This window comes from Pseudomonas sp. GW821-FHT02A11 (assembly GCF_059421985.1).
This window is the reverse complement of sequence record NZ_JBWKWB010000002.1, coordinates 309,853-335,617: the sequence shown is the minus strand read 5'-3', so window position 1 is coordinate 335,617 and position 25,765 is coordinate 309,853. Positions and strand designations below refer to the sequence as shown.

20 protein-coding genes are annotated in these 25,765 nt (G+C 54.0%); 10 read left to right on the top strand and 10 right to left on the bottom strand.

The features are described 5' to 3' along the window. Positions 1–14 precede the first annotated feature (14 nt). Together AC07V9_RS03950 and AC07V9_RS03945 are read left to right on the top strand one after the other, a co-directional pair. Complete coding sequence (locus tag AC07V9_RS03950) at positions 15–989, top strand: zinc-dependent alcohol dehydrogenase family protein (protein WP_495014389.1); 975 nt, start codon at positions 15–17, stop codon at positions 987–989. A gap of 42 nt (positions 990–1,031) precedes the next feature. Continuing rightward, entirely contained in the window at positions 1,032–1,346 is a 315-nt protein-coding gene (locus AC07V9_RS03945) for an antibiotic biosynthesis monooxygenase family protein (RefSeq protein ID WP_495014388.1), read from the top strand. Positions 1,347–1,784: 438 nt separating this feature from the next. Here the strand turns inward: AC07V9_RS03945 and AC07V9_RS03940 are convergent, their stop codons facing one another. Next, positions 1,785–2,231: a cupin domain-containing protein gene (locus AC07V9_RS03940; protein WP_495014387.1), complete on the bottom strand. Its 447-nt coding sequence runs from the start codon at positions 2,229–2,231 to the stop codon at positions 1,785–1,787. Between the two features lie 270 nt (positions 2,232–2,501). Then, the gene (locus AC07V9_RS03935) at positions 2,502–3,509 is read right to left on the bottom strand and encodes an NAD(P)-dependent oxidoreductase (protein WP_495014386.1); all 1,008 of its coding nucleotides are present in this window, start codon (positions 3,507–3,509) and stop codon (positions 2,502–2,504) included. Positions 3,510–3,620: 111 nt separating this feature from the next. Here AC07V9_RS03935 and AC07V9_RS03930 point away from each other — a divergent pair, with 111 nt between their 5' ends. After that, complete coding sequence (locus AC07V9_RS03930) at positions 3,621–4,235, top strand: TetR/AcrR family transcriptional regulator (protein ID WP_495014385.1); 615 nt, start codon at positions 3,621–3,623, stop codon at positions 4,233–4,235. 525 nt (positions 4,236–4,760) lie between these two features. Here the strand turns inward: AC07V9_RS03930 and AC07V9_RS03925 are convergent. Both AC07V9_RS03925 and AC07V9_RS03920 read right to left on the bottom strand, forming a co-directional pair. Further along, positions 4,761–6,338 carry a sensor domain-containing diguanylate cyclase gene (locus AC07V9_RS03925; RefSeq protein WP_495014384.1) on the bottom strand — a complete coding sequence of 526 codons (1,578 nt, stop codon included), beginning with the start codon at positions 6,336–6,338 and terminating at the stop codon, positions 4,761–4,763. 173 nt (positions 6,339–6,511) lie between these two features. After that, complete coding sequence (locus AC07V9_RS03920; protein WP_495014383.1) at positions 6,512–9,997, bottom strand: response regulator; 3,486 nt, start codon at positions 9,995–9,997, stop codon at positions 6,512–6,514. 244 nt (positions 9,998–10,241) lie between these two features. Here AC07V9_RS03920 and AC07V9_RS03915 point away from each other — a divergent pair. After that, a protein-coding gene (locus AC07V9_RS03915) for an IS3 family transposase (protein ID WP_495014382.1) occupies positions 10,242–11,392 on the top strand; the annotation gives its coding sequence in 2 pieces (ribosomal slippage) (positions 10,242–10,476 and positions 10,476–11,392; 1,152 coding nt in all). 56 nt (positions 11,393–11,448) lie between these two features. Here AC07V9_RS03915 and AC07V9_RS03910 read toward each other — a convergent pair. Then, entirely contained in the window at positions 11,449–12,423 is a 975-nt protein-coding gene (locus AC07V9_RS03910; protein ID WP_495014381.1) for a DNA-binding protein, read from the bottom strand. Positions 12,424–12,502: 79 nt separating this feature from the next. On the opposite strand from AC07V9_RS03910, the gene AC07V9_RS03905 reads away from it, so the two are divergent. Then, positions 12,503–13,612, top strand: a complete 1,110-nt coding sequence (locus AC07V9_RS03905) for a site-specific integrase (protein WP_495014380.1) — start codon at positions 12,503–12,505, stop codon at positions 13,610–13,612. Between the two features lie 244 nt (positions 13,613–13,856). Here AC07V9_RS03905 and AC07V9_RS03900 read toward each other — a convergent pair whose 3' ends face one another. Next, positions 13,857–14,141 (bottom strand): helix-turn-helix domain-containing protein, encoded by a 285-nt coding sequence (locus tag AC07V9_RS03900; protein WP_495014379.1) that lies wholly within the window; start codon positions 14,139–14,141, stop codon positions 13,857–13,859. Between the two features lie 86 nt (positions 14,142–14,227). Here AC07V9_RS03900 and AC07V9_RS03895 point away from each other — a divergent pair, with 86 nt between their 5' ends. Continuing rightward, positions 14,228–14,644, top strand: a complete 417-nt coding sequence (locus AC07V9_RS03895; RefSeq protein WP_495014378.1) for a hypothetical protein — start codon at positions 14,228–14,230, stop codon at positions 14,642–14,644. A gap of 194 nt (positions 14,645–14,838) precedes the next feature. On the opposite strand, the gene AC07V9_RS03890 is transcribed toward AC07V9_RS03895, so the two are convergent. From AC07V9_RS03890 to AC07V9_RS03880, 3 genes are read right to left on the bottom strand one after another with little or no spacing between them, the layout of a single operon-like run. Beyond that, positions 14,839–15,897 carry a TniQ family protein gene (locus AC07V9_RS03890; RefSeq protein ID WP_495014377.1) on the bottom strand — a complete coding sequence of 353 codons (1,059 nt, stop codon included), beginning with the start codon at positions 15,895–15,897 and terminating at the stop codon, positions 14,839–14,841. Then, on the bottom strand, positions 15,894–16,754 hold the full coding sequence (locus AC07V9_RS03885; RefSeq protein WP_495014376.1) for a TniB family NTP-binding protein: 861 nt from the start codon (positions 16,752–16,754) through the stop codon (positions 15,894–15,896). Before AC07V9_RS03885 ends, AC07V9_RS03890 begins: the two co-directional genes overlap by 4 nt. 18 nt (positions 16,755–16,772) lie before the next feature. Then, positions 16,773–18,593 (bottom strand): transposase, encoded by a 1,821-nt coding sequence (locus AC07V9_RS03880; protein WP_495014375.1) that lies wholly within the window; start codon positions 18,591–18,593, stop codon positions 16,773–16,775. A 166-nt stretch (positions 18,594–18,759) separates the two neighbouring features. Between AC07V9_RS03880 and AC07V9_RS03875 the strand changes: the two genes are divergently transcribed. The 3 genes from AC07V9_RS03875 (at position 18,760) to AC07V9_RS03865 (ending at position 21,667) form a co-directional block, all read left to right on the top strand. Continuing rightward, positions 18,760–19,551, top strand: a complete 792-nt coding sequence (locus tag AC07V9_RS03875) for a hypothetical protein (protein ID WP_495014374.1) — start codon at positions 18,760–18,762, stop codon at positions 19,549–19,551. Between the two features lie 336 nt (positions 19,552–19,887). Further along, complete coding sequence (locus tag AC07V9_RS03870) at positions 19,888–20,181, top strand: hypothetical protein (protein WP_495014373.1); 294 nt, start codon at positions 19,888–19,890, stop codon at positions 20,179–20,181. A gap of 181 nt (positions 20,182–20,362) precedes the next feature. Beyond that, positions 20,363–21,667 carry a tyrosine-type recombinase/integrase gene (locus tag AC07V9_RS03865; protein ID WP_495014372.1) on the top strand — a complete coding sequence of 435 codons (1,305 nt, stop codon included), beginning with the start codon at positions 20,363–20,365 and terminating at the stop codon, positions 21,665–21,667. Between the two features lie 60 nt (positions 21,668–21,727). On the opposite strand, the gene AC07V9_RS03860 is transcribed toward AC07V9_RS03865, so the two are convergent. Continuing rightward, a complete protein-coding gene (locus tag AC07V9_RS03860; protein WP_495014371.1) occupies positions 21,728–22,915 on the bottom strand; it encodes an MFS transporter in 1,188 nt (395 codons plus the stop codon). Positions 22,916–23,293: 378 nt separating this feature from the next. Here AC07V9_RS03860 and AC07V9_RS03855 point away from each other — a divergent pair, with 378 nt between their 5' ends. After that, positions 23,294–25,765 carry a PAS domain-containing protein gene (locus AC07V9_RS03855; protein WP_495014370.1) on the top strand — a complete coding sequence of 824 codons (2,472 nt, stop codon included), beginning with the start codon at positions 23,294–23,296 and terminating at the stop codon, positions 25,763–25,765.

The following is a 25,765-nucleotide window of genomic DNA, read 5'->3' as shown; positions in this document are numbered from 1 at the left end:
ATATTGGAGCCGTTATGAAAGCGATGGTACTTAATGCGTTTGGTGGCCCGGATTCGTTTGAACTGACTGAAGTGACCAAGCCGATTCCTGGCGCGGGACAAATACTGGTGCGGGTTCATGCCACCTCCATCAACCCATTGGATTACCAGGTTCGGCGCGGTGACTACGTCGACTATGTGCCACTGCCAGCCATCACCGGCCATGACGTGTCAGGGGTTGTCGAGGAAGTCGGATCAGGTGTCGAGAATTTCGCTCCTGGGGACGAGGTCTGGTACACCCCGCAAATCTTCAACGGTCCAGGCAGCTACGCCGAATATCACGTTGCGGACGAAAGCATTGTCGGAAAGAAACCAGCGTCATTGAGTCACCTGGAGGCCGCTAGTCTGACCTTGGTTGGCGGAACGGTGTGGGAGGTGCTGACGGCACGTGCAGGCCTGAAATCGGGAGAAAGCGTTCTGATCCACGGCGGCGCAGGTGGCGTCGGTCATGTGGCGATCCAGGTAGCCAAAGCCCTAGGTGCTCGGGTGTTTACCACCGTGCGTGATACCGACTTTGAGTTTGCGCAAGACATGGGAGCCGACGTACTCATCGACTTCGAAAAAGAGGACTACGTCGAAGCCATCATGCGTGAAACCGATGGCCATGGGGTGGATGTGGTGTTCGACACCATCGGCGGCGACACCCTGACGCGTAGCCCGGACGTGCTCGCTCAGCTAGGCCGCGTAGTGTCGATTGTCGATATTGCAAAGCCACAAAACCTGATTCAAGCCTGGGGCAAAAACGCCACTTATCACTTTGTCTTCACTCGGCAGAACCGCGGAAAACTGGATGAGCTGAGCGCATTGATTGACCGCGGCCAACTACGCCCGCACATCGGCGCCGTCTACTCGCTCGCTGACCTCGGGCTCGCCCATGCACGGCTGGAGACACCCAAAAATGGCCTGCGCGGCAAAATCGTGATCGCAGTCGAGCCATCGCTGATCCCATAACCGTCTTTGCAGCAGCTGTTCCAACTTTTTCGAGGAAAGACCATGGTTTACGAAATCGCCCTGCTCCCCATTCACAAAGATCGTACTGAAGCTTTTAAACAGGCTTTTGCCAACGTCGCACCTTTGCTCACTCGCGCCAAGGGTTATGGCGGACATTTGCTCTCACCAGGGATTGAAAACCCTGAGCGCTTCAATCTGATCGTGCGCTGGGCTTCGTATGAGGATCACACGCCAGGCTTCGAGGCGAGCGAAGACCATCGCTTATTCATGCTCAATCTCGAGGAGTTTTTTTCGGAGGAACCGCAGGTCTATCACATCGAAGGAGGAGATTTTTTCACGGATGGGGTGCAAGCCTGAGTGACGTTAATGATCGCTCGTCACTCGCGATGAACCACCTGCTAAATCATGCGACTTGCATAGAAGGCCAACGCTGTTGGCCTTCTGCTGTTAGCTGCATATGTGTTTGCGACTATTACAGCGAGTGGGTCGCTAGATTATCCAAGATGGAGTCGTTTCATCCCTTACCTCTTCCCAGTTGCATAGTTAGAGGCCGGCAGACCGAAGACCCAGAGGAGCTCCGCCTAATTCCGGAGGCTCATACCAGACCATCGTTGCATCATGGATGCGCGGACTAGGGACGTGCCACCATCAAACGCGTATGCAGAGGATCAAAAATCCATAGCTGGGAAAACGAGCGACTTCACCCTGTCAGATGCGAACCGTATTGGGACCCACACCTCTTTTGACTTTTACATGCGTGATTGGTCGTATAAAGATTGACGGCCAGCCATTAATCTATTTTTGCAATTTAACCAGCGGTTCATCCTTCTTGACAATGTAAGTCGCCAGCTCCGAACCGGTCGTAGTACCGATGTTTGTAGCAATATGTGCCTTGCCTTCTGGAATATACAAGGAGTCACCTGCGTTGAGTGTCACGGTCGGCTGCCCTTCGATCTGATACTGGAAGGTGCCACTGATGACGTAGGCCACCTCCACTCCTGGGTGAGAATGCTTTGGGGCTGCTACACCGGGGTCGAAGTCCACGCGAACCTGAATCACTTCCCGGTCGGACACGCCGAGATCGCGCTTCAAGAGGTCCGTGCGATGCAGCCCGGTCTGCCAGCTCTTTGCAGCCGGTGCCTCCTGAGCCCATGCCGCGCCTGCGACAGCGGAAAGCGATGCGGCAACAGCAAGCACTGCGCCGAAGATGCCATGAGGTTTTTGGATATTGAAATGAGACACTAGATTTCTCCGGTCATTGCACAGTGAGAGGTGGTGAATAAACCCGCAAAAGCGGCGCATTCATTTCAACGCTGTGGTGTATCCCAATCGTGTCGGGATGCCCGGATTTTGTATGCGGAGTTTGTTAGCGACGTGAAGGATACGTTCTGATACAAGCCAACTAGGCATCGTAAACTGGATGACATGGTGAGTCTGTGGGCCCGCCCTGCTCTCATTTCAGCTAGCATCACCGACCCGGTGATTGGTCGATGATGCCCTGGACTTATCGCGTTATCTTACTGATAGCTCGCGCAACTCACCCCCTTCCCGCTCCAAGCATTGGACGAAACGGCTGAAATTGACCAACTGGTAAGGGAAGTAAAGACCTGCCGTCGTCGGCGCCTGCCCATCCAGGCCAAGCAGCCGCTCGAGCAGCAACGCGACACTCAGCCCCGTCAAGGCAGCCGCACCGGCTGGATGGATCACCGCGTGACGTGTGCACAATGACTCGCTTTGATGGCTTTCGCCTTCGAGTTCGAGAATGATCTCGGTCGACATCGGTCCGCCCTGGCGGCGGCTCGAGCTGACGCCGGTGCCTAAATTGAACTCGACGTCTGGCGCTCCTGTCGCGGTCGCAAGCCCCGCAACGTCAATAGAAGAAAAACCGGTGGCGTTGATTAGCGTACCGTCCACCGCGTTGAAAACGGCCTTGGCTCCCTCGCCTTCACGCCACATGTAGGCCCCGCTCCGTCGCGTCATAGCGGCAGGCAACATACGGTTCAGGTGTTCAAAATCGGCGGCAACTGTCGGGCCGCCAGTGTCTTGCTCGTCGACCAACGCATGAATGCGAATGGCCTGCACGCGGCTGAAGGCCTTGGCGAGGTACAGAGTTGACACGGTAGTTGCACCGACTAGCCATTCATAGCCCAGTACCATGGGCGAGGCGTTCGGGAGGTGCATGAAGGTGGCGATCTCTGGTGCGATTTCGAATACGCCCGAGGAAATGCTTAGGTAAGGTAGCTTATGGCTCTGGGCGTAGCGAAGACCGGCAAGTGTGTGGTCCTTATAAAAAAACACGACGGCGCTAACTCTATGCTCTCCAAGGCCAAGGTCATCTGCTGCGGGGTCGATCAGCACTCCTTTGGCATTGCCAATCCGCTGTGCAGCCTCTTGTGCTCTCGCCAGATTGCGTCCCCCTATCAATAAAGGAACATCCGGATAGAGTGTGCGCAATGCACGCGCCGTCTGATGACCAATGGCGCCGGAGCCACCGAGAAGCAGAACAGGATCGACAAACATGATGTGTACTCCTTTGCTATTCAGGATAAAACCTACTGTTAGTAGGTAAGCTATCATAAAAGCTCACCCACAACCTACCATTGGTAGGTATGATAATTTCGGACTCATCCTGTGCAAGAAAACACTCAACAAACCACTGTTTCGTCATCAGGCAGACGCCTGTCTAAAGCCGACCGGCGGCGACAGTTGCTAGAGACAGCTCGCGCAATCGTCCGCGATGAAAATGCAGACCGTTTGACCCTAGGTCATTTGGCTCTACGTGCAGGGGTATCAAAACCAGTGGTGTATGACCACTTCGGCACGCGCTCGACGTTGCTGATCGAGCTTTACCAATGGATCGACACCGAGCGGGTTGAAGCTTTTCGCCAATTAATGGCCAGTTCGCGGCACAGCCCTGAGAACACTGTCCTCATGCTGGCAGACGCCTATATATGTTGTGCTGCAGACAATACCGACGAGTTCCACGCGCTGGGCGCAGCACTGGCTGGCAGCGAGGACAAGGCAGACGTGTATCAGACGCTGCTGGATAACTGCGTGCAGATGTTCGTAGCGGTGCTCCAGCCTATAGTTTCACTGACAACCCAAGAACTGGAGCGTCGCTGCATCGGACTAGTCGGAGCAGGCGAAGCCCTCAGTGCAGCTCTGCTGCGGGGCAAACATGACGCGAAGGATGTCATCGAAACGTTCGCTTCACTGATCAAAGGAGCGCTAGGCATACCTGGCTGAATTAGTTGCGACGTCGGCCGCGCGTGGCTGCGCAGAGCTAACGAAAGCGTCCGCAGCACTCTGGAAACCAATCCCACCGATGCAAATAAGCCGATCCGCTTTAGGAAAGGGTATTCACATCCTTGGGACCGCTTACATTCTGGAGATCAGTGAGAGTGGGGTGGAGTGGATTCGATCCATGCATCCACTAGCGTTCCCCTACCCCGCACCAGGCGTATTCACCGTCGAGCGGCACGTGCATGGGAAATGGGCCTGCCGTCAGAGACCTGGCCCCCTTTACACCGAACTCATTGCTGCACTCGAACATCCCACTGCTATATTTCGACATGCGCGTTAATAGCGTCAAAGCCTCAAATTTCTACTCCAGTCCCTCAGCCGGCGAGGGCTTACGCAGCTTGCTGGCAGCATCGCCAGGAGAAATCGGGGCTATGAGACCGACCAGCTCGGTATGTCCATCAGATCCGCAATCAGGGGTCGTTCAAGGATGCCGTCAGCCTGCGCTCAAGATATCCGATACCCATTTTCTTAATTTGTCGGGGTTTTATCCTTTGAGCTTTGGTACAGGCCTTGGGCATGCTCGCTGGAAATAAATCGCCCTTGTATACAGTTACGTCCTTTCGCTTTGGCACTGTAAAGAAGTCGGTCTGCCTCAGCCAAAGCGGCCTCGACAGTACCTTGAGCGTCCGGTTGTATCGCAACAACCCCCGCACTTATTGTGACGTGTCCCATCGGGCTCGCCGCGTGCACCAGGCATGTGTCGTTAATACTTGCCCTGACCTTATCAGCAATGCTAAGCCCACCCGCAAGGTCGGTTCCGGGCAACAGCACTACAAATTCCTCACCGCCAAATCGCGCCGCAAGATCGCCGGCTCTGTTCACATTGAAACTGATGAGGCGTGCCACTTCTCTCAAGCACTCATCGCCGTCCAGATGACCGTAGTGGTCGTTGAATTGCTTGAACCAGTCTATGTCCATCAAAACGATCGCTAAAGCGGATTGGCTGCGCGCGGAGCGTGACCATTCTTTCTTGACGGCCATATCGAAGCACCTTCGATTCGCCAGCTGCGTTAAGCCATCTGTTAAGGACATGACTTCGAGCTCGTGGCTGGCAGCTCTGAGCCTCTCCTCTGCAGCGATCAGTTGCTTCACTTGCCGGTACAACAGACTTCCCAACGATCCTAAAATGACGATCAACAAGCCGATCACGCCAAAAGACTGGATTACATACGCCCACCAGGGGGCAAATACGCTCTGGCAAGAAATACCAGCCGCCGCCACCAAGGGAAATTCAGCCAATCGACGGTAGGCATAAATACGCTCAATGCCGTCTACCACCGATGTGAGGACCGCTGTGCCGCTATTAGCGTGTGGCAAATATCGGCTGAAAATGTCTCCCTTGGAGATATTAGTAGTCATTAACGTAGCTAGCGTAGGTCGGCGGGCCAGCAGATCTCCATTGTCTAACGCAAGAAATATGACGCCTTTGTCATCCACTTCCATGCTTTCAAAAAAACTCTGGAAATAGGCAACGGGCACGGTAGCAAGTGCCACGCCGGCAAAGCTACCGTCTGCTCCATTGATACGCCGGCTTATAGGGATGACTAAATCGCCGGTGCTTCTGCTTACAACAATTGAGCCTATGTGGATTTTCTCTGCAACGGTATTTTGGTGATAAACGAAATAGGCCCGATCACTGTTGTTTCTGCTTCTACCATCTTCGCCAAACGAGTTGGCGACCCAGTTCCCTTGCGCATCGTAGATGAACAGACCTTGGATTCCCTGGGTGTGCAACACCGCCTGAGCCATCAGCCGGATCAACCTTTGTCGTTGCTGGCCGCCAGTACCATCATGCTCAGCCCGTTCGACAAGGTCTCGTAACGTGTTGTCTACCTGGCTCACCGTATCTTGAGCTTGCTGCTCAGCGGCACGGACAATGTTGGAAACCGCAGTACTAGCCGCGACGCTACGCTCGCCCCTGGATTTGTGCACCTGCCAGCCTGTGGCAGCAATCAGTGACAGGCAGACCAGGCCAATGAAAGCAATCAGAGCGTAGCTAAGTGCCAGGGGTGTCAATCTCATCGGTACCACTGAACGGGATTTCATGAGGTCGTTATCATCTTGGCATTTCCTCACAGTCATGCTGAATCTAGACCGCTTATATTGACCGGTACAATGGAGCTAGCCGGTCCTCTTATCTGGGCCTAGCCAGAGGTAGCTATGGAAAGAGTCGGGCAGCTCAATGGATGTTGAAGCTGCCTGCGGCACACTTACGTCTCTTAGATTTTGGGCATCCACACTCGGATCAGTGAAAATAATCGCTCAAGCTCAATAGGTTTCGCGAGGTAATCATTGGCGCCGGCCGCCAAACAGCGGTCTTGGTCGTCTTTCATCGCCTTGGCGGTGACAGCGATGATCGGCAGTTTTCGCCGAGCCGGGTTTTGCCGAATCCGTCGGGTAGCTTCGTAGCCATCCATCTCCGGCATCATGATATCCATCAGTACCAGATCGACATGTTCTGTACTCTCAAGACGCTCAAGTGCTTCAATGCCGTTGCGAGCGACCACAATCACGGCCCCTTTATGCTCGAGCGCGCTGGTCAATGCGAAGATGTTTCGAACATCATCGTCCACCACCAATATTGTTCGGCCTTCGAACGCCCTTTCGCGGTTGCGTGCGGCCATCAGCATCGTCTGCCGTTCGCTGGAAAGTTTTTTTTCCACCTTGTGCAGGAACAAGGTCACTTCATCCAGTAATCGTTCGGGAGAGCGTGCCCCTTTGATGATGATGGTATGGGAGTAGCGGAGCAGTTCTGCTTCCTCCTCTCGAGTCAAAGAACGTCCGGTGTAAACAATCACCGGCGGCGAGGACGGCAATTGCTCTGCGGCCATGCGCTTGAGCAGCTCGTTGCCCGTCATGTCCGGCAGGGCAAGGTCGATGATCACGCAGTCAAAAGCTTCATTGCGCAGAAGAACAAGCGCATCTTCCCCCGACTCCACCGCACTGATTTCAGTATCGTCATCACCGATCAATCTCACCACGCTCTCGCGTTGCCGAGCATCATCTTCAACCAGAAGCACACGCTTGACCTTTTGCGCGAATCTCGACTCCAAGCTCGCGAAAATATCCTGAAGTTCGGCCAACGTTGTCGGCTTGATTGCATAACCCACGGCCCCAAGCTGCAGGGCAGTTTCCTGCCGCTCTTCAACAGATATCACGTGCACTGGAATATGCCGGGTGTCGGAGTTTTCCTTGAGACGCTGCAACACCGTAAGCCCGGAATGATCAGGCAAACGCATATCCAGCAGGACAGCATCTGGGATGAATCTCGACGCAAGTTCGACACCTTCGTCTGCACGATGGGCCACGAGACATTGATACCCTTGCTCATGCGCAAGATCAAATAGAACCTGGGCAAACCGCACATCGTCTTCTACAACCAAGATCACACGCTGGTTGAATGGCGCCTGTCGGCGATCGTCTGCAAAGGTAGGAATGGAATCAAGCGCAGCACTTGTATCGACCGGCAATGACAATACCGGTACCGGCGGCAATGAAAGCGCTGGCGGAACAGCAGGCTCGGCTATGGCCGGGAGAAGTCCGCCGTCGAACCGCTCCGGAATCGTCAAGGTGAAAACGCTCCCCTTGCCCAAAACGCTGGTCACGCTGATCCTTCCACCTAGCAGCTCCGCTAACTGACGGGAAATGGATAAGCCCAGTCCGGTGCCCCCAAAACGCCGGTTTATCGAACCATCACCCTGGTGGAACGCCTCGAAAATGTGCTCAATCTGCTCAGCTGCAATCCCAATACCTGTATCGGAAATAGCGAATACGACCCCACCGCCTGGTTGGGACGAAACCGTCATTTCCACACGGCCACGTTCGGTAAACTTGATTGCATTGGCCAACAAGTTTTTCAGTATCTGCTCAAGGCGCTGCTGATCCGTATATATGTAAGAGGGCACACCTTCCTGCACCTCTACAGACAACTGGAGCGCTTTCTGGGCCGCGAGCGGTTGAAATGTAGCGTTCAGCCCTTCGACCAAGCGAGGGGTGCTAATTTCGCTGGGAAACAAATCAAATCGGCCCGCTTCGACCTTCGCGATGTCAAGGATGTCGTTGATCAGATGCAACAGGTCGTTACCTGCCGAGTAGATCGACTCAGCAAATTTGATTTGTTCTGCCGTGAGATTGTCACCAGCGTTGTCGGCCAGCAGCTTGGACAGGATCAGCGAACTATTAAGCGGTGTGCGCAACTCGTGAGACATGTTTGCAAGGAACTCGGATTTGTATCTGCTCGCACGCTGCAGCTCCTGGGCTCGCACTTCAAGCTCCGACTGAGCCAGCTGGAGCTCCTCGTTCTTCCTATCTAGGCTGTCGCGTTGACGGGCCAGCTCCTGCCCTTGGTGGCTTAATTGCTCGTTTGTCTGCTCCAGTTCAACTTGCTGAACCTCCAGGCTGGCTTGGGATTCCCGGAGCACATGGGACTGCTGTTCCAGTTCTTCATTAGAAGTACGCAATTCTTCCTGTTGCACCTGAAGCTCTTCGTTCAGCTGCTGCGTCTCCTCAAGGATTTCCTGAATCCGCTGTCGGTACCGGGCAGACTCCAATGCTACCCCAACATCATGCGTCACCAGCTTCAGCAGCTCCGCGTCTTTAGGTTCTAAAGATCTCAGGAAACCCAGCTCGATGACGCCGTTGATTCCATCATCGTTGGCTACCGGCGCGATCAGTATGCTCGTGGGCTGGCCATCGCCTAGGCCGGAGTTCACTTTTAGGTAATCCGGTGGAAGGTCACTCAGCGCGACGACCTGGTTTTGCTCAGCAGCTTTTCCGACCAAGCTCTCCCCTAGCTCGAATACTTGGCCCATCAAGGCATGCTCACGCGAAAACCCAAAGTTCGCCACGCGAACAAAATCGCCATACGGCTGCCGGACATAAACTGCAGCGACCACGGCTCCTAGGTATTCGGCAAAGAATTCAAGAACATTTTTTCCAACAGAATCGACAGATAGCTCGCCTAGCACGCGCTGCGCAAGCTGGCTCTGTCCCTCTTTGAGCCAAGCGTCATGCGCCAGTATGGCTTTACTTCGATTTTGGGCATCCACGATAGACGTATACGAGGTGGAGAGTCGTGTCAGCTCTCTACGACCGAGATAGGCAAGAATAAGGTTTGCGGCCAAAGTGAATAGAATGAACGTGCTGATTGTAACGACCGTGGTGCGATGCACTGATTCAGTCCGCTGGATCCTCAGCCCCTGCTCCATAGCGATCAGGTCGCTGAACTCAGAACGCATCTCATCACCCAGCTGCTTACCTTTCCCCATTCGCAAGATACTTTCGACATCGCCATTGCTGCGTCTTAGATCAATGATCCGCTGCGCCCGATCTGCCCAAGCCGCATGCAGAGCACCAATGCGCTGCAGCCGATCAACCTGCGTAACGTTATCCGACACCAGAGCCTGAAGCGCCTTGATATTCCCAGGAACACGAACTCGGGCAACCTCATAGGTGTCGAGGTAACGGTCGTCACCGCTAAGCAGATACCCTCGAACACCACTCTCCATGTCCACGGCGAGTTTCTGTGTCTCATGGGCATTGTTGATTACACGATCCGTGTGCTCAACCCAGTCAATCTGATCGAGAAGGTAAGCAATCAAAGAAACGAACAGCAAAATGCCAAAAAGACCAAGTACCACGGGTGCGGCGACATTGCGTCGCAAAATCTTACGGAAATTACGCTCGTCAACAGCTCCGGTCGGCATGTCCAAAATCCTGCAGTGAGAAAGGCAGGCAGCTTATCTGATAATGTGAGAACACTCACCGCTCTGCGAGTAGCGTTGGGATATAAGCCACGTTTCAAAGTTCTACAGCCGTCGGCAGGTAGATCGACGGCTTCCAGTCGCAACCCAGTGAGCGTGATCTGTGAAATTTCACTGCAAGCGCTGAATCGCCCCTGGTTTCCTAGACACCTCCAAGCCTCATAATGAGGCCCAAATAGGAGGTGCCATGAGTCGTCAGCGTTACCCCGAAGAATTCAAGATCGAAGCGGTCAAGCAAGTGACCGAAAAAGGCAAACCTGTGGCCGATGTCGCCCAGCGCCTGGGCATGTCTGTGCACAGCCTCTACGCCTGGATCAAGGTCTACAGCAAGCCCCAAGAGCAGCGTCAGCAAGATGACGATCAGCACGCTGAACTTCGCAAGCTACGCGCTGAACTCAAGCGCGTGACTGAAGAGCGAGACATCTTAAAAAAGGCCGCCGCGTACTTTGCCAAGGAGTGCGGCTGAAGTACGCCTTCATCAAGAAGCACTCGACTGATTATCCGGTGCGGCGCCTTTGCCAAACCCTCAAGGTGCACCCCAGCGGCTACTACGCCTGGCTGGCCGAGCCTCAATCTGCCCGAGCAAAAGAAGATCAACGTCTGCTTGGTTTGATCAAACGCGCTTGGCTGGAAAGCGGAGGTGTATACGGCTACCGCAAAATCCACGATGACCTGCGTGAGCTGGGAGAGGAATGCGGTCGAAATCGGGTCGGGCGCTTGATGCAGGCGGAGGGGCTGCGTTCGCAAACGGGCTATCGGCGGCGTCCAGGGTTTTACGGTGGAAAACCAACAGTAGCCTCGCCCAACCACCTCGCGCGGCAGTTCAAGGTCAATGAGCCGAACAAGGTCTGGGTGACAGATATCACTTACATCCGCACCTATGAAGGATGGCTCTATCTGGCAGTAGTGCTGGATCTGTTCTCACGCCAAGTAATTGGTTGGTCAATGAAGCCAAGGATGTGCAGCGACCTGGCTATCGATGCGATGTTGATGGCTGTGTGGCGACGCAAACCACAGCAGCAAGTAATGATCCACTCAGACCAAGGCAGTCAGTTCAGTAGTTCAGACTGGCAAAGCTTCTTGAAGGCCCACAATGTAATCAGCAGCATGAGTCGGCGAGGAAACTGCCACGACAATGCCGTAGCCGAGAGCTTTTTCCAGCTTTTGAAGCGGGAGCGAATCCGACGAAAGATCTACACAACGCGTGAAGACGCCCGAAGTGATATTTTCGATTACATCGAAATGTTCTATAACCCTAAACGCCGGCACAGCAGTGCTATGCAGCTGTCTCCAGTAGAGTATGAGAAACGTTATTTCCTGAGCTTGGATAGTGTCTAGGAAACCCGGGGCGATTCAGACCACAACACTGATCAGAAAACATCTGGCACTGGGAGCTAGGTGCCTTCCGACGCCGCTGGTTTGGTGACACGTTTCCTGCGGGTCGGCTGCTCCTGTGAGCGCAAATGAATAATCATCTGCTCCAAGGTTTCTGCCCTCGCTTGCTGAGTCGTTGCCGCATGCTGCGCGTCTTCAAGCAGAGTGGAATGGGCGGCGAACTTGGCCTCCCACTCAGCCACTTTCCTAGCACTTTGAGCTGCAAAAGCCTTCTCGGCCGCCAACTCGCGCTTGAGGAGGTCCAGGGTCTGCAGCATGGTGTCGAGCCGTTTCTGCAGCTGGGCCGACTGCTTCCCTGCTTCCTTCAACTGTACACCAGTCGCCTTGGTCTCCTCGCGGGCACGATCGACTTCCCGGTGGGCACGTTCTTCCACGCCTCTCACATAGGTTTCCTGGGCTTTACGAGCTTGGTCTGCGTCATACCGGTCCGACAGCAGCTGCCGTTCAAGCGACTGTATCCGCTCACGGCCCGCATCTCGGTCCTGCTTCAATCCGTCCCGTTGGTGTGTGAGGTCTTCGATTTGACGGAGGCCTTGCTCAAGAAGGCGTTCCATATCAGCCAACCGACGTTCGGCGACCTGCTGTTGCGCGATCGCGGTCGCGGCCTGCTGACGATACTGAGCCGCCTCCTGCCGCGCCGCATCCTCAATCGCCAACATTTCCGCCCTCTCGTCCAAAAGGATCTGACGCTGGTCGTCTAGAGACTGTCGTGCCACATCTCCTGCAAGGCACACAGCCTGATGCCAGATCGCGACAAACGCCTGTGACACCTCAGGTGGCAAGGCTGGGAGACGAGTTTCACTTCTCAGACGTTGAGCCAAGCGGTCCCACCATTGATCCAAGAGGCTACCAACACGGGCAGGACTCCCGCGGCCCAGTTCAAGCCGGACACGTTCCACCGTCGGCCGCTCGCCGCGTGCCAACACCGCATCCGCAGCGGCAAAAACCTCCGCTTCAGGAACTCCTACCGCCATGTACCACCTCCGGCTATATTAGGTCTGATAAATGAAGTTTATCCGACTTTATTCTTCGAATAACTAATATTTTACTACGTTGAACGTAATGAATAAGACGATTGAAATGAAAACGGCGGTTGATACCCCGCTGGAGCTGAATCGGCTCGCGGATAACGCTCAAGAAGCTGCCCAAGCCTTTATCGCCGCAGGCACGGCCGCCAACACCGTACGCAGCTACCGCAGCGCCCTCGCCTACTGGTCAGCCTGGCTGCAACTGCGCTACGGCAGGGCTCTGGGTGACAGCCCCTTGCCCGACACCGTGGCGGTACAGTTCATTCTCGATCACTTGGCGCGGCCACTGGACAATGGGGAGTGGTCCCACCTCCTCCCGGCTTCGATTGATGCGGCATTGGTCGCTGCCAAAGTAAAAAGCAAACCAGGTGCGCTGGCCTTCAGCACGGTCAGTCACCGGCTGGCGGTGCTGAGCAAATGGCACCAGATCAATCAGTGGCCTAGCCCCAGTGAATCCGTCGCCGTTAGGACCTTGCTACGTGAGGCGCGCAAGGCACAAAGTCGTCAGGGCGTGCAGGTGCGCAAGAAGACCGCGGTAGTGCTCGAGCCGCTGCAAGCGCTATTGGCCACCTGCACCGACGGCGTGCGGGGCATACGTGATCGTGCCATCCTTCTCCTAGCTTGGAGCGGCGGAGGTCGCCGTCGCTCCGAGCTAGTTCGTCTGACTGTAAATGATGTACGGCAATTGGATGGTGATACCTGGGTCTATTCGCTTGGAGCGACCAAAACTGACACCGGCGGCGTACGACGCGAGAAACCATTACGAGGACCGGCTGCAAGTGCGCTATCAGCTTGGCTTCAAGTGGCTCCTGCCGCCTCGGGACCGTTGTTTAGACGGTTAATCAAAGGCGGCAAGGTCAGCGATAAAGCTCTTTCAGGTGATCAAATTGCCCGGATCGTTCAGCGCCGCGCCAAGCTTGCAGAGCTAGAGGGCGACTGGGCCGCGCACAGCCTGCGTTCAGGATTTGTTACCGAGGCCGGGCGGCAAGGCGTACCTCTCGGCGAAGTCATGGCGATGACTGAGCATCGTAGCATTGGAACAATAATGGGGTACTTTCAAGCCGGTGCGTTGCTCGAGAGCCGGGCAACAATGCTGCTTGACTCCACGTCACAACCCGATTCAGACATTGATTGATAAGCTCAGCGAACGCCATGGGATTTGCAGCTTACAGACTAAACAATGCATAGGCCGCAAAGGCATAGGGCAAGTTAGTGGCGATCTGCCCTCACCTCCCAAAGCCGCAAACGAGGTTACGCTGCCCTCATTTACTGTCCAGCCTGGTCGGATCGCTAAAGATTAGAGATTTCAAACTAAGAGACTGAAGACCCCGACCATATCCGATCGCGCCTGCACGCTGAGTAACCGAAATCTGCTGCGCCTAATCTTCCGCATTGGGGCGGGCTTGTGACTGAACCAATGCGACAAGGGTCTCCATGCTATGAGACGGATCACTGATCAAAAAGGCCTCGGTCACCAGCGTTAAAGGATGGATGCCAATTACAGAAGCCAGTTCGACGATCTTCTCGAGGGTCGGACACTTAACCCCCCTCTCAAGAGTGCTGAGGTATGTCCTACTGCTGATGTCGGAAAAATCCTCCTGAGTGAGTGCGGATGCTTTACGTCTATGGCGGAGCGCTCGGCCGAACGCTTGCTTGATCTCCATTTTTTTCGCTCGCAAAGCGAACGATGAAGCCCTCGTGAACACTTTAGCGCTACAATCTATAGTGTTCATTTGATTGAGGCGCCATCATGTTTTTCACGCAACCTGCCGCTGAGCTCATCCCATCCCTTCCCTTTGACCTGAAGATCAAGCGCTGGGCTGTGGTGGAACGAGACCTAGAGAGCCCATGGTTCTTGCTGACTCTTCGCGCCTTGGAGAGCGAATTCAGCTTTACACGGACGCTGTTAATTTCTGATGCCGACCAGTTAGTCCACATGCTCGATGACGCAGCGGCGTCTATGATGATCACAGCTGTGATGATGATGGAACCACCGATGTGGAACGGGTCAGCACTGTGGCGAATGGAACAAGCGCTCTCCATCGATAGCGAAGTAGAAAACGATGGGGAGTATGGACGGATTGCTGTTCGAACGGAGAGCAAAGTCTACGAACTGCAGACCCGGCGCAAAGACCATGCCAGATGCTTGTATTGCGTGGCAAGCTAAGAAACTTTCCATGGTGGCGTTCCTGGGAGCGCTACCATGAATGGTTGGACATTACCTTCACCTTTGGAGATCGCAAGATACACGTACAGCCCGAGCTATTACCATCCTCTGCAACAAATCGTTCCTTATATAATCGCTGTAAATAGCTGATCGTGGGACTGCGCATATCCAAACTTCACTCAAGACGTTCTGCCCTAGGTCCTGTGTGGTGTGAATACCCGCGTCCAATCATTAAATTCACCGTGCCGCCGAGCAAACCAATTGCGGGTATCCCAATAGCTTCCAGTGATGAGGTTTTCACGCACCTGCTCAGGTGTTAAAGGTATCGAAAGGCCACAATGTCTACACGAAGCAGTAAGGTAATTCCACCACGATTGAGAACCCTGAAGCTGGATAGCATAGGCGACTATCGCCATAGCGATTATTCTAATCCAGATGGTGTAATAACTGTCTGTTTGAAAAAGCATTTTCTCAGTCGAAGGTAATAACGATCTAGCAGAGCCATAGCGTTTAAACCCCATTGTACGATTGATTGTAAACGCAAGCGGTTCTACCATACAGCGCGCAGAAACTGGGCGCATTGCAAGCCTAAGAAAATCGTGTATTAACACTAGTCGATCGTCTTCAACACCTTCCCTTACAAGAACATCTGAAATAAAAGTTTGCAGAATATAGGCTAAGCCACACAGAGCTTGGCGAACCCGTGCCGCATGATTGGGCCGATCTAAAGTGAACCTTCCTTTATCTAAAAGAACCACTGAGCTAGGCGACAATGAATAGGAATCACAATACGCCTCTAGTGGCGCAGTCACACTAAATGCAAATGCATCTCCGAATCTGCGCGAAATTGTGTTAAAACCATACATAATATCCGGCAGCTCGACTAAGCGCACATGGTGCAGATCACAAATCACACACCAGCCGTGCTCCCAAGTGCTCCTCCAATAGCATGTTAGGTAGTCGCGCAAATCCTCCTGCACACACATAGGGCAAAACGTCAAACGCTTATAAACAGGTTTGATCAACCAAAAATCTTTAGCTAATCCTTCGGCAGACTGATCGGGGACTTGTACATGAGACCTAAGCACTTTCGCATCGAACTCACATTCACTGCTTTGGTTGATCTTTATTTCATCAAAACGTTCTTTCAGCAAAATATCTAACCCTTTAAGATTGTTAATCTCTTCAGGGTAACTAGCCCTCACACGCAAGATCCACGATGAGATAGACTCTCCAGGCAGTAATCTTTTCACAATGGCGACGCTGGTGGCATTTCGGCATGTGCGAGCTTAAGCATATCAAGATTCACTTTCTCGACACCCTCAACAATTGCCCAGATAGCAGCATTATTGATCAACTTAACGATGAAATCTGTAATTCCTTCGGTATGCTTGAGCAAGAACTTGATTTCATTCTTACTGGTCAATGATGATGGTTTTTTCAACGGTAACGTTGCTTCTATCCCTGAAACCCACGATCGAAACCCTTCAGTCTCGGTCCACGGCTGCAGTAATATTTTTTCAAAACGTCGAGCTAAAGTTTTATCGGACGAAAGTGCATGAAATGCCCTATCGTCGCCGAAACCCCACACGGAAATGTTACTTGCTTTGGCACCAAGGCCTTTCAAAAGCGCCAAATTTTTCTGTACATCCGCTTTCGGTGCAAGCGTAATATTATTAATTTCATCTATGGCTATTGCACGAATATTCTGCGCGCGTGCAGCCCGAATCATTACTGCATCGGTATCATTACCAGGACTGAACGACATCCCTGCTGTCAAGGTCTCAAACACCTGCTGCCTGAAAGCCTTATGCCCTGTTTCCGATTTGAGGGTCATGCTGGCTATACAAGGTATGGACGACCCAGGCTGCTGACCGAACAGATGGATAAGGCGTTCGAACATCGAGGTTTTTCCTACGCCTCCAATACCGTAGACGAGTAAATTAAGAGTCTGCGTTTTCAGCGGCATTGCCAAAATGGTCTGAGCTACATTTTTGACTAAACTCCAGCGCTCACTCGGAACCCACACATCCTGTATGGCAGCACTCCTCCGCTCATGATCAGATAGAATCATTAACGGACGTCGGTATTCCACAATGTGATCGTACATTAGAGCAATCCTATAAATTTACTCTTCGGGCTCAATTCTCACAACCGGCACAGAGTAATCAATAGAGCTTTTGTCATTACTAGTGTCATTATAGTCTTCCGATTCCTCCGTAAAGTTTTTTCGTGCCAATCTTAAAGACTCCTGAGCCTTTCGCATTCGTTTCGTTTGTGAAACCGACTTACTAACCAACTCTCTATTGGCAGCGACCATGCGGAAAATTTCATCTTCATTGGTGCCTATTTTATAATCAGGCGAAGCTTTGACAATGCGCAACTCTTCCAGGGTTACGTCTGGCTTCGAGAGGTCCGAATATGGAGCCTCAATATACCGTCCATATTCATCTCTCAACCATATTTTTCGGAGAGATAATGGATTGTACTTAACCTCGTATTTTTTACCATCATTAACCATCATTTTAAAGCTATTGCTCCAGTAAAAGATTTTGTGCAGTTGCACTCCACCAGAGCTAATTACACGTGACTGCTGCGGCAAGAAGTCGAGAAAAAACTCTTCGGGGTTCTCGATCAATGGGGGATGATGCAGCCGACCTGAAGAATCCTTAAACATACTAATCCATTTCTCATGCGGGCTGACGCCGAGAATCCTGTGATTCGTAAGATGGTATATGTTAATAGATCTGGCGAACCACTCTTCAAACTCTGGAAAGGTCATCGTAGATTCGGATTCGCTATTATAATCCCCTCGCATCACGACATTCGAAAGAGTAGCACCAGGAAGATATCGGACATGCCCCATTTCCAAAGTACCATTGAGCCTTTCTATATGCCCGCCATAGTGAGGAGTACGAACTGGTCGCCACCGCAACTTTATATTATTACGAACCGCTGCCGCTCTTATACTTAAAGATCTAAATTCTTTGGCGTTATCCAGGCCAATTGTAGCTGGCTTGCCATAATACGGGTAAGACACATCACTTAACTCCAGCTTATTCAGCCAGGTATCCTTGGGATTCACAGCGTGCGAAATAGCCATGGCAACACTTAAGCTATTTGGCGCATGAATAGAAAGGTAGTATCCCATAACTACGCGAGTGCACACATCAATAATTAATGTAACCCAAGGCCTACACAGCGGAGCTCTTTTATGTTCGTCGACTATTATTACATTTATTACAGTGTGATCCATCTGCCAAAGCTGGAGAGGCTCGGTGACCTTTATTTTTGTTGGCCGCCCTTTATGACGATCATCAGATGCCTTCTTTCCTCGTCTCAGTCGTTCAATCTCGGCAGGATTCCCACTAAAGATTCGTTTCGCTACAGTATTACGTGCTGGCGGCTTTAGTCCCGCAGCATGACATTTTTCTTTTACAGCATTATAAACTTTTATCACGCTCGCCGAAGGACGTTTCCACTTTTCCTCAATTGAGGCAGCGATGATGGACTCAAGTCTGGCATCCACCATCTTAGTACCGCGTTTTCGACCTCGCACTTCACGGATGAACGCAGTCGGACCCACCTCGGCGCTATGGTTGGCAACCAGTTTGTAGGCATAAGAGACGCTTATGCCCATTACTTCTGAAATCGCTTGGATCGATTCCTTTTTGCTGCATTCTAGCGAGAGCAAAGAGTCTATAGTTTTAAATCTACGCTCCGCCTCCACAGCCTCTTCATCTAACTCTTCGAGACTACGAGCGACCTCCATTATTTTCGAGGTTTCAGGTTGCTTCGTCAAAACTGGACGCAACTCTGAAACCTTTACCACTAAATAAATAGCGTTAGTGGAGTCATAAATTTGCACTTGATTTTCATGAACCGATGCACAATAAACACAGACTCTACCGTCGTATAGTACCGGCTGATCAGCGTCAATGGATCTCACGACACCTCTCCTAACATGAAACCTTCCAATATCAGTGTAGCTCGCCTATCCTAAATTTTGGTAGCTGGCTGGTTCATGTGAGCGTTAGATGAACCTTCGCTGGCGGCAAGCAGTCGCACATAGCGGCTAAATCAGGAATGCAACCTACGCCGAAGAGGGTTCGCAAATGGACATATTAGGTCCCCGTGAACGACTCAAGCTATTGATCAATCAGGCAATTGAAGAAATCCTTGCTCGTGGGGACGATCTCACAGTGAAGGGTGTCATCGAGAACGTTAGGGATAGACATAATCTCATCGTTGAAGACACGCTCGCGCACAGGCAGATCGGTAGGTACTGGGAGAAGAACGGTCCAACCCTGAACCGGCAGTTGATTGGAACGGACATCTCCCTCGCCTACCGCACGATGCTCCTGGAGGCCTGGGATCATGCAGTAGAGTTCGTGCGTCGTAGCGCGCAGCAAAAGGACGTGGACATTCGGCGGGCCCATTCGGAATTAGAAGAAAAGGCCAGAATGATGGAGCAGAATGCACTACAGCGCGATGTTTCCGACGCGAAAACGGCTGAGCAAATAGCTGGATTGAAGAAAGCGAACGATGCGTTATCCGCACAATGTGCAAAACTCAAGCAGATCTCAGAGGAGCACGAATTAGAAAAAAATGCACTGACTGACGCAGCTAACCTCAGAATATCTGGACTACAGAAACAGGTTGACTATCTGGAGACGCGCCGCGAACGTGAAGCGGCAGATGCTAGCCAACGTATAGCCGTACTCAACGATCGATTGAACGACCTCACAGAAAGCAGCGATCAGCGTCTTGAGCGCTTTTGGCAGTATCACCATGGGGAAATGTTAGGCCATCGAGAAGAGTTTGATCGTATTAATAATGAGAATAATAAGCTCAGGTTGGATTATGCGCATCTCCTAACCGAGGTGTCCGAGCTACGATCATCATAAAAAAATAAAAGGACCTATGTTCAGTTATAAAAAATAAATTTGCTCGATGTTCGTCAGTGCCTGAGTGACTTGGTGTGCTTTTCGTCAATAAATCATGATGTTACCATTTATTTTTTTTAGGTAAAAACGACAGGGGTGCTGCTTTCAAAGCACGGAAACCGGAAATTGCTGCTTGCTTCACCTTCAGCGCTCAACGTCCCCCGGCACCTAGCCCAGTCAGACTCCCGTCCTTTTCTCAACCAGGCTTCTCGTTTCTCCCGCGCTTATCAAAATGAAACCTTGTAAAATTCCGCTCCGTGTAGTCAAAAGCTCCCACACCACGATCAAGGACGAACAATGAAACCCACGCTGGCCATTCTGTTCCTGTTGTCCTGCGCAAGCGCCAACGCGTTGGCTGCAAATCCTGTAACGCAACCCATGATCATCCAGGCGCAGAAGCTCGCCAACGCGTCACTGTGTGAGTCCTTCAAAGGCGACCCGTCAGCCTTTGGCGAGGCAATGAACAAGCAGTGCCAGAGTCGTAAAAGAGCCGATTTCGACGCTATTCAGGACGAAAAGACTTTAAAAGACTGCATAAAACCGGGAAATTTGATTGACGATGATGTCAGGAAATGTATGAAAGGTTTCTGATGATCGACCGAGCAAAGCCTGTAGACGCCAAGGGCCGATATGGCCAAGAGGCCTGATCCAGAGCCCTCGGGCGACAGGAAGAGACATTTGTAATATCCGATAACTGTCAGACCCGGATATTGCACAATACCGCTCCCCGTAGGATCATCGCCGCCCATTTCCATGAATTTCCCAGCCTGCCATGTCCGCGCCGACGACGCCGCATCCACTCTTTGAAACCTATACCCGCTTTGGCGAACTGAATTTCAGCTCGCTCAAGGAGGAATTGCCCGCCATCCGTGACTATCTGGAGCGATTCCCCGCCGAGCTGCAGGCTGTCGAAGGCTATCGGGCTGTGCGCGAGTTCTTGAAATCCTACGCGGGCAATGAGTCTACGTTTAATTCCTACCGCACGCACGTTGAGCGGCTGTTGCTGTGGACGCTTGTTAAATCCAGGGTCCCCCTGCTCGAAATACGCCGTACTCACGCCGAGGCTTTCATGGAATTTTGCCTGGCGCCAGACCCTGCCTGGGTTGGACCGGTGGTGAAATCGCGCTTCAATCGCGTGGGTGCGCGCAAGAAAATCGCCACCGATACCTACGTGTTGAACCCCAACTGGAAACCCTTCAGTCAGACAGTTTCCAAGGAAGAACGTAAACGCGCCATCGAGCAGAGCCGACCTGCCCTTCAGGAGCCTTATCGTCCCGCGCAAGGCTCTATCGCGCAGGTTTTCGCCGTGTGCGGCAGTTTCTTTCAGCATGCAACGGACGAAGGTTTTTGTGAGCACAATCCGTTTCGCGCCGTGAAGCAAAAGAGCAAATACAAGGAACGGAACACTGACGATCAGGACACCCGCATCCTGACATCGTTGCAGTGGGATTTCGTGTTGGAGACAGCGGAACGTCTGGCGGACCAGGACCCTAAATACGAGCGCACGCTGTTCATAGTTGCGACGATTTTTGCGATGTACCTGCGCGTGTCCGATCTTGTCGGTCGCGATAACTGGACGCCGAGCATGGGCGACATGCGCAAGGATGGCGCCGGTAACTGGTGGTATCACGTGGTTGGCAAGGGCAACAAAACGGCGAAGATCAGCGTGCGCGACGACTATATAGAGCATTACCTCAAGCGCTGGCGTCTGCACCAGGGCCTCACTCCCCTGCCCGGCTTCCGGGAAACCACGCCGCTGATCGCCACCCGCCGTGGGCGCGCGGGCTTGTCGGATCGGCACATCCGTCTGTTGCTTCAGGAGGTCTTCGACCGTGCGCTGGAGCGTATGCAGGCCGAGGGCTGGTCAGATGAAGACGTCAACCGCTTGCGCGCCGCGTCCCTACACTGGCTACGGCACACCTCGGCGACCTTCGATGCGCCGCATCGGGATATGAAGGATTTGCAGGTCGATCTGCGCCATAACAGCCTGAGCACGACTCAGAACGTCTATTACAACTCCGAGGATGAGAAACGGGCGTACTCGATCAAGCGTCTGCCGATGAAAGAGCGCAACTAAGGTAGGCCATCGAGCGACGCAAGGTCGCTCAACGGCAGCTTTCACTTGGACGAGAAAGGCTCAATCCCCGCCCTTCATACGCCGTGCGATCACGTACAGCACCAACCCCGCGAGTGCCGTGGCCGCGCCGATATAGCCGGTGCTGGTCCAGCCAAACCCTGCGGTGATCGCCATGCCGCCAAGCCATGGGCCCAAGGCGTTGGCCAGGTTGAAGGCCGCGTGGTTGGACGCCGCTGCGAGGCTCGGCGCTTCATGGGCGATGTCCATCAGACGGATTTGCAGGGGCGCTGCCAGTGCGATCATCGTCCCGACCAGGCCGATGCCCAGCATCACGCCCCAGATGGACCCTGCCGCAAGCGGGAAGAACAGCAATACGGCGATCGACCAGATCAGCACTGCGCCAACGGCGCGAAATTGCAGGCGGTCGAACAGTTTGCCACCGGCGATATTGCCAATGATGCCGCCCATGCCGAAGGCCGCCAGGCCAAATGGAATCATTTCCGGGGAGGCTCGAGTGACGTCGAGCATCGTCGGTGCCAGGTAGCTGAAGACCGAAAACATGCCGGAAAAGCCGATGGCGGCAATTGACAGCGCCATCCACACCTGCGGTTTTTTGAAAGCGCGCAGCTCTTTGCGAGGATCGCTGCGGGCTTCGTCTTGACGATGCGGTACAAAAAACCAGACCAGCGCAATGGTGGCAACGGCGATGACGCTCACGAGTCCGAAAGCCGAACGCCAGCCGAAGAACTGCCCCAGAAAGGTGGCGACGGGGTTACCCAGCAGCATGGCCAGGGTCAGACCCATCATGACGCGCGCCACGGCTCCCGCGCGTTTGTTGGCTGGCACCATGCTGGAGGCCACCACGGCTGCGATGCCGAAGTAGGCGCCGTGGGGCAGACCACTGATGAAACGGAATGCCACGAGGCTGCCAAAGGTTGCCGTGAACGCTGTGGCGATGTTGCCGATCGCGTAAAGCACCATCAGCAGGATCAGCAAGTGCTTGCGCAGCATCCTCGCGCCAAGGATCGCCAGCAACGGCGCGCCAACCATGACGCCCAGGGCATAGGCACTGATGGCGTGGCCCACTTGCGGCTCGCTCAGATGCAGGTTGCTGGCGATGTCGGGCATCAGGCCCATGATGGCGAACTCGCCCGTGCCGATGGCGAAGCTGCCCACGGCCATGGCGGCTTCCATTCTGGCTGCGGCACGGGCAGGCAAAACGTGATCGGGTGTTTGCTGAATAGACATTAAAAGTGCTCTGTTTTCGAAAGAGGAATATCGGCAGCCAGTACTAAAAAAGAGCGTTGACCGCTCTTGCTGGCGGATGGAGATGTTCCGACGCGAACGGTCGGTCAGGAGGACGTCATAAGCACCTGCGCAACGTAAGGACGCAGTGGTCCCATGGTTGCGTTGGTTGACGTTAACGCTTACGCAGAGCGCCATACAGCGCAATGTCTGGTTACAACTTTATCAAAACGACATCGTTTGCTTCAAGCCGTGGAACAATATGCAACTTTACGTGATCCCCCCCTGTCGAGAATGAATGACGGCGTGTTGGCTGATCACAGGCGTTGCTGGACGCCGCTCACTATCCGAAGCGATCCCTCATGCTGAGAACCCAAGAAAGTGCCTGACCCATCCGATACTCAACCCTCCATCGATCTGAGTCTGCTCGGCGGAACCTACTCGCCCGTCGCATTGATCGAGCGTGAAAGGAAAGTGCTGGGCCAGATTGCAGCCGGCATCCCACTGGCCCAAGTGCTCACTGATCTGTTGCTGGCCGTTGAAGCGCAAAGTCCCGGGGTGATGGCCTCGGTACTTCTGCTCAGCGACGACGGGCAATACATGCTGCACGGCGCCGCGCCCAGCCTGCCGGTGGTCTACAACGAAGCGATCCACGGTATCGCCATCGGCGAGGGTATTGGTTCATGCGGGACTGCCGCTGCCCGGGGAGCGCCGGTCTACGTCGACGACATCGCTACCAGCCCTCTGTGGGAAGGCTACACCGAGCTTGCCGTTTCCAACGGTTTGCGGGCCTGTTGGTCAATGCCTATCAAAGCCGCGGACGGCACGGTGTTGGGCACATTCGCCGTTTATTACGCAGAACCTCGCTCGCCTTCAGCCAGTGACGTCGAGGCCATCGCCGTCATTGCGCAGACCACCGCGCTGGCCATCGAACGGCACCGTTCCGATCTCAGATTACGGCGCAGCCAGGACGAACTGCGTGACCTCAACTCCGAACTCGAAAGCAAGGTCAATGAGCGAGCCACCGAACGCAGCCGCACGTGGTTGCTCAGCCCGGATCTTTTGTCGGTCATCAATGCCGAGGGCATGATTGAGGCGTCGAACCCTGCCTGGACGATTACCCTGGGCTGGTCGCCTGAAGAGCTGCATACCAATCTGTTGTCCCTGGTGCACCCGGATGACCTGCGTAACAGCCAGGCGATCTTCAACAAAGCCATCAAGGGGCGCCCTGTCTCGCGCTTCCAGAATCGCTACCGGCATCGCGACGGCAGCTACCGCTGGTTGTCATGGGTCGCTGTGCTTGAGGACGGCAAGGTCTATTGCAGCGCGCGCGACGTCACGGCCGAGAAAGAACAGACCGCCAACCTCGCCCTGCGTACTCGTGAGCGAGACCGGGCCTGGGGTCTCTCACAGGAATTGCTGGTCATCGCCTCCCCCAACGGCATGCTGGATGAAGTGAACGGGCGTTGGACAGAACAGTTGGGCTGGTCGGAGGATGAACTGGTCGGCGCCAGATTTTCCGACTTCACCCATCCCGATGATCTTGCCGGGGCTATCACAGCGTTTACCGGGATTTTCGATCACCCGCTGGTCACGCCTTACGAATACCGCCTGCGGCACAAGAATGGTGGCTATAAGTGGTTCAGCTGGACGGGGTCGTTTCAGGATGGCCGGATCTATGCGGCAGGCCGGCATGTCACCTCAGAGAGGGAACAGGCCGAGGCCCTGCGTCAGTCACAAAAGATGGAAGCCGTGGGGCAACTGACCGGTGGCGTCGCCCACGACTTCAACAACTTGCTGACCGTCATTCGCTCATCCACTGACCTTCTTTTGCGGCCCAGCCTGACCGATGAGCGAAGACTGAGGTACATCACCGCCATTTCCGAAACCGTTGATCGCGCATCCAGACTCACCGGCCAACTGCTCGCCTTCGCCCGCAGGCAAGCGCTGCAGCCAGCGGTTTTTGACGTGTGTGACAATCTGCGCGCCATCACCGGCATGATCGGTACGCTGACAGGCTCGCGCATCGAGACGGTGATCGACCTTTCAGACGCCCCTTGTTTCGTGAACTCCGATCCCAGTCAGTTCGATACGGCGCTGGTGAACATGGTCGCCAACGCCCGGGATGCGATGACGGGCGAAGGCAAGCTTTCGATCGCCGTGCGCCCTGTCGAGTCGATGCCTTTGGTGCGACTTCACCCTGCCGTCAGCGGCCCGTTTGTGGCGATCTCCATTACCGATACCGGAACAGGCATTCCCGCCACCCAGCTGGAAAAGATCTTCGAGCCCTTCTACACCACCAAGGGGATCGGCGAAGGCACGGGGCTCGGGCTCAGTCAGGTATTTGGCTTTGCCAAGCAATCGGGCGGCGAAGTGGCAGTGGCCAGTGATTTGGGCAAAGGCGCCACGTTCACCCTCTACCTGCCACGGGTCGAGGGCCAGTTCCCCGCCGCCACCAATGCACTGGCTCCCTGCGCGATGCAGGATGGCCACGGCACGCGCGTGCTGGTGGTGGAAGACAACGTCGATGTCGGCACCTTCGCCATTCAGGCATTGGCCGAACTGGGCTATCAGCCGGTACTGGCTGCAAGCGCGCAGGATGCGCTGGAGCGACTGAGCGTGGGCAATGAACACTTCGATGTGGTGTTTTCCGATGTGGTCATGCCGGGCATGAGCGGTATCGAGCTGGCTCACGCGCTTCGCGCGCGTCATCCGACCCTGCCCGTTGTGCTGACATCCGGCTACAGCCACGTACTCGCCGAGAAAGGTTCGGATGGTTTCGAGCTGCTCAACAAGCCTTACTCCATCGATCAACTCTCGCAGGTGCTGATGAAAGTGACGGCTGGCCGGTAA

What these genes read in the sequence shown, in the direction of transcription:
- AC07V9_RS03900 (WP_495014379.1), bottom strand. Translation starts at nt 14,141, where the DNA reads ATGGAGATCAAGCAAGCGTTCGGCCGAGCGCTCCGCCATAGACGTAAA.
- AC07V9_RS03945 (WP_495014388.1), top strand. Translation starts at nt 1,032, where the DNA reads ATGGTTTACGAAATCGCCCTGCTCCCCATTCACAAAGATCGTACTGAA.
- AC07V9_RS03885 (WP_495014376.1), bottom strand. Translation starts at nt 16,754, where the DNA reads ATGTACGATCACATTGTGGAATACCGACGTCCGTTAATGATTCTATCT.
- AC07V9_RS03950 (WP_495014389.1), top strand. Translation starts at nt 15, where the DNA reads ATGAAAGCGATGGTACTTAATGCGTTTGGTGGCCCGGATTCGTTTGAA.
- AC07V9_RS03875 (WP_495014374.1), top strand. Translation starts at nt 18,760, where the DNA reads ATGGACATATTAGGTCCCCGTGAACGACTCAAGCTATTGATCAATCAG.
- AC07V9_RS03870 (WP_495014373.1), top strand. Translation starts at nt 19,888, where the DNA reads ATGAAACCCACGCTGGCCATTCTGTTCCTGTTGTCCTGCGCAAGCGCC.
- AC07V9_RS03895 (WP_495014378.1), top strand. Translation starts at nt 14,228, where the DNA reads ATGTTTTTCACGCAACCTGCCGCTGAGCTCATCCCATCCCTTCCCTTT.
- AC07V9_RS03920 (WP_495014383.1), bottom strand. Translation starts at nt 9,997, where the DNA reads ATGCCGACCGGAGCTGTTGACGAGCGTAATTTCCGTAAGATTTTGCGA.
- AC07V9_RS03935 (WP_495014386.1), bottom strand. Translation starts at nt 3,509, where the DNA reads ATGTTTGTCGATCCTGTTCTGCTTCTCGGTGGCTCCGGCGCCATTGGT.
- AC07V9_RS03910 (WP_495014381.1), bottom strand. Translation starts at nt 12,423, where the DNA reads ATGGCGGTAGGAGTTCCTGAAGCGGAGGTTTTTGCCGCTGCGGATGCG.
- AC07V9_RS03860 (WP_495014371.1), bottom strand. Translation starts at nt 22,915, where the DNA reads ATGTCTATTCAGCAAACACCCGATCACGTTTTGCCTGCCCGTGCCGCA.
- AC07V9_RS03865 (WP_495014372.1), top strand. Translation starts at nt 20,363, where the DNA reads ATGTCCGCGCCGACGACGCCGCATCCACTCTTTGAAACCTATACCCGC.
- AC07V9_RS03925 (WP_495014384.1), bottom strand. Translation starts at nt 6,338, where the DNA reads ATGAAATCCCGTTCAGTGGTACCGATGAGATTGACACCCCTGGCACTT.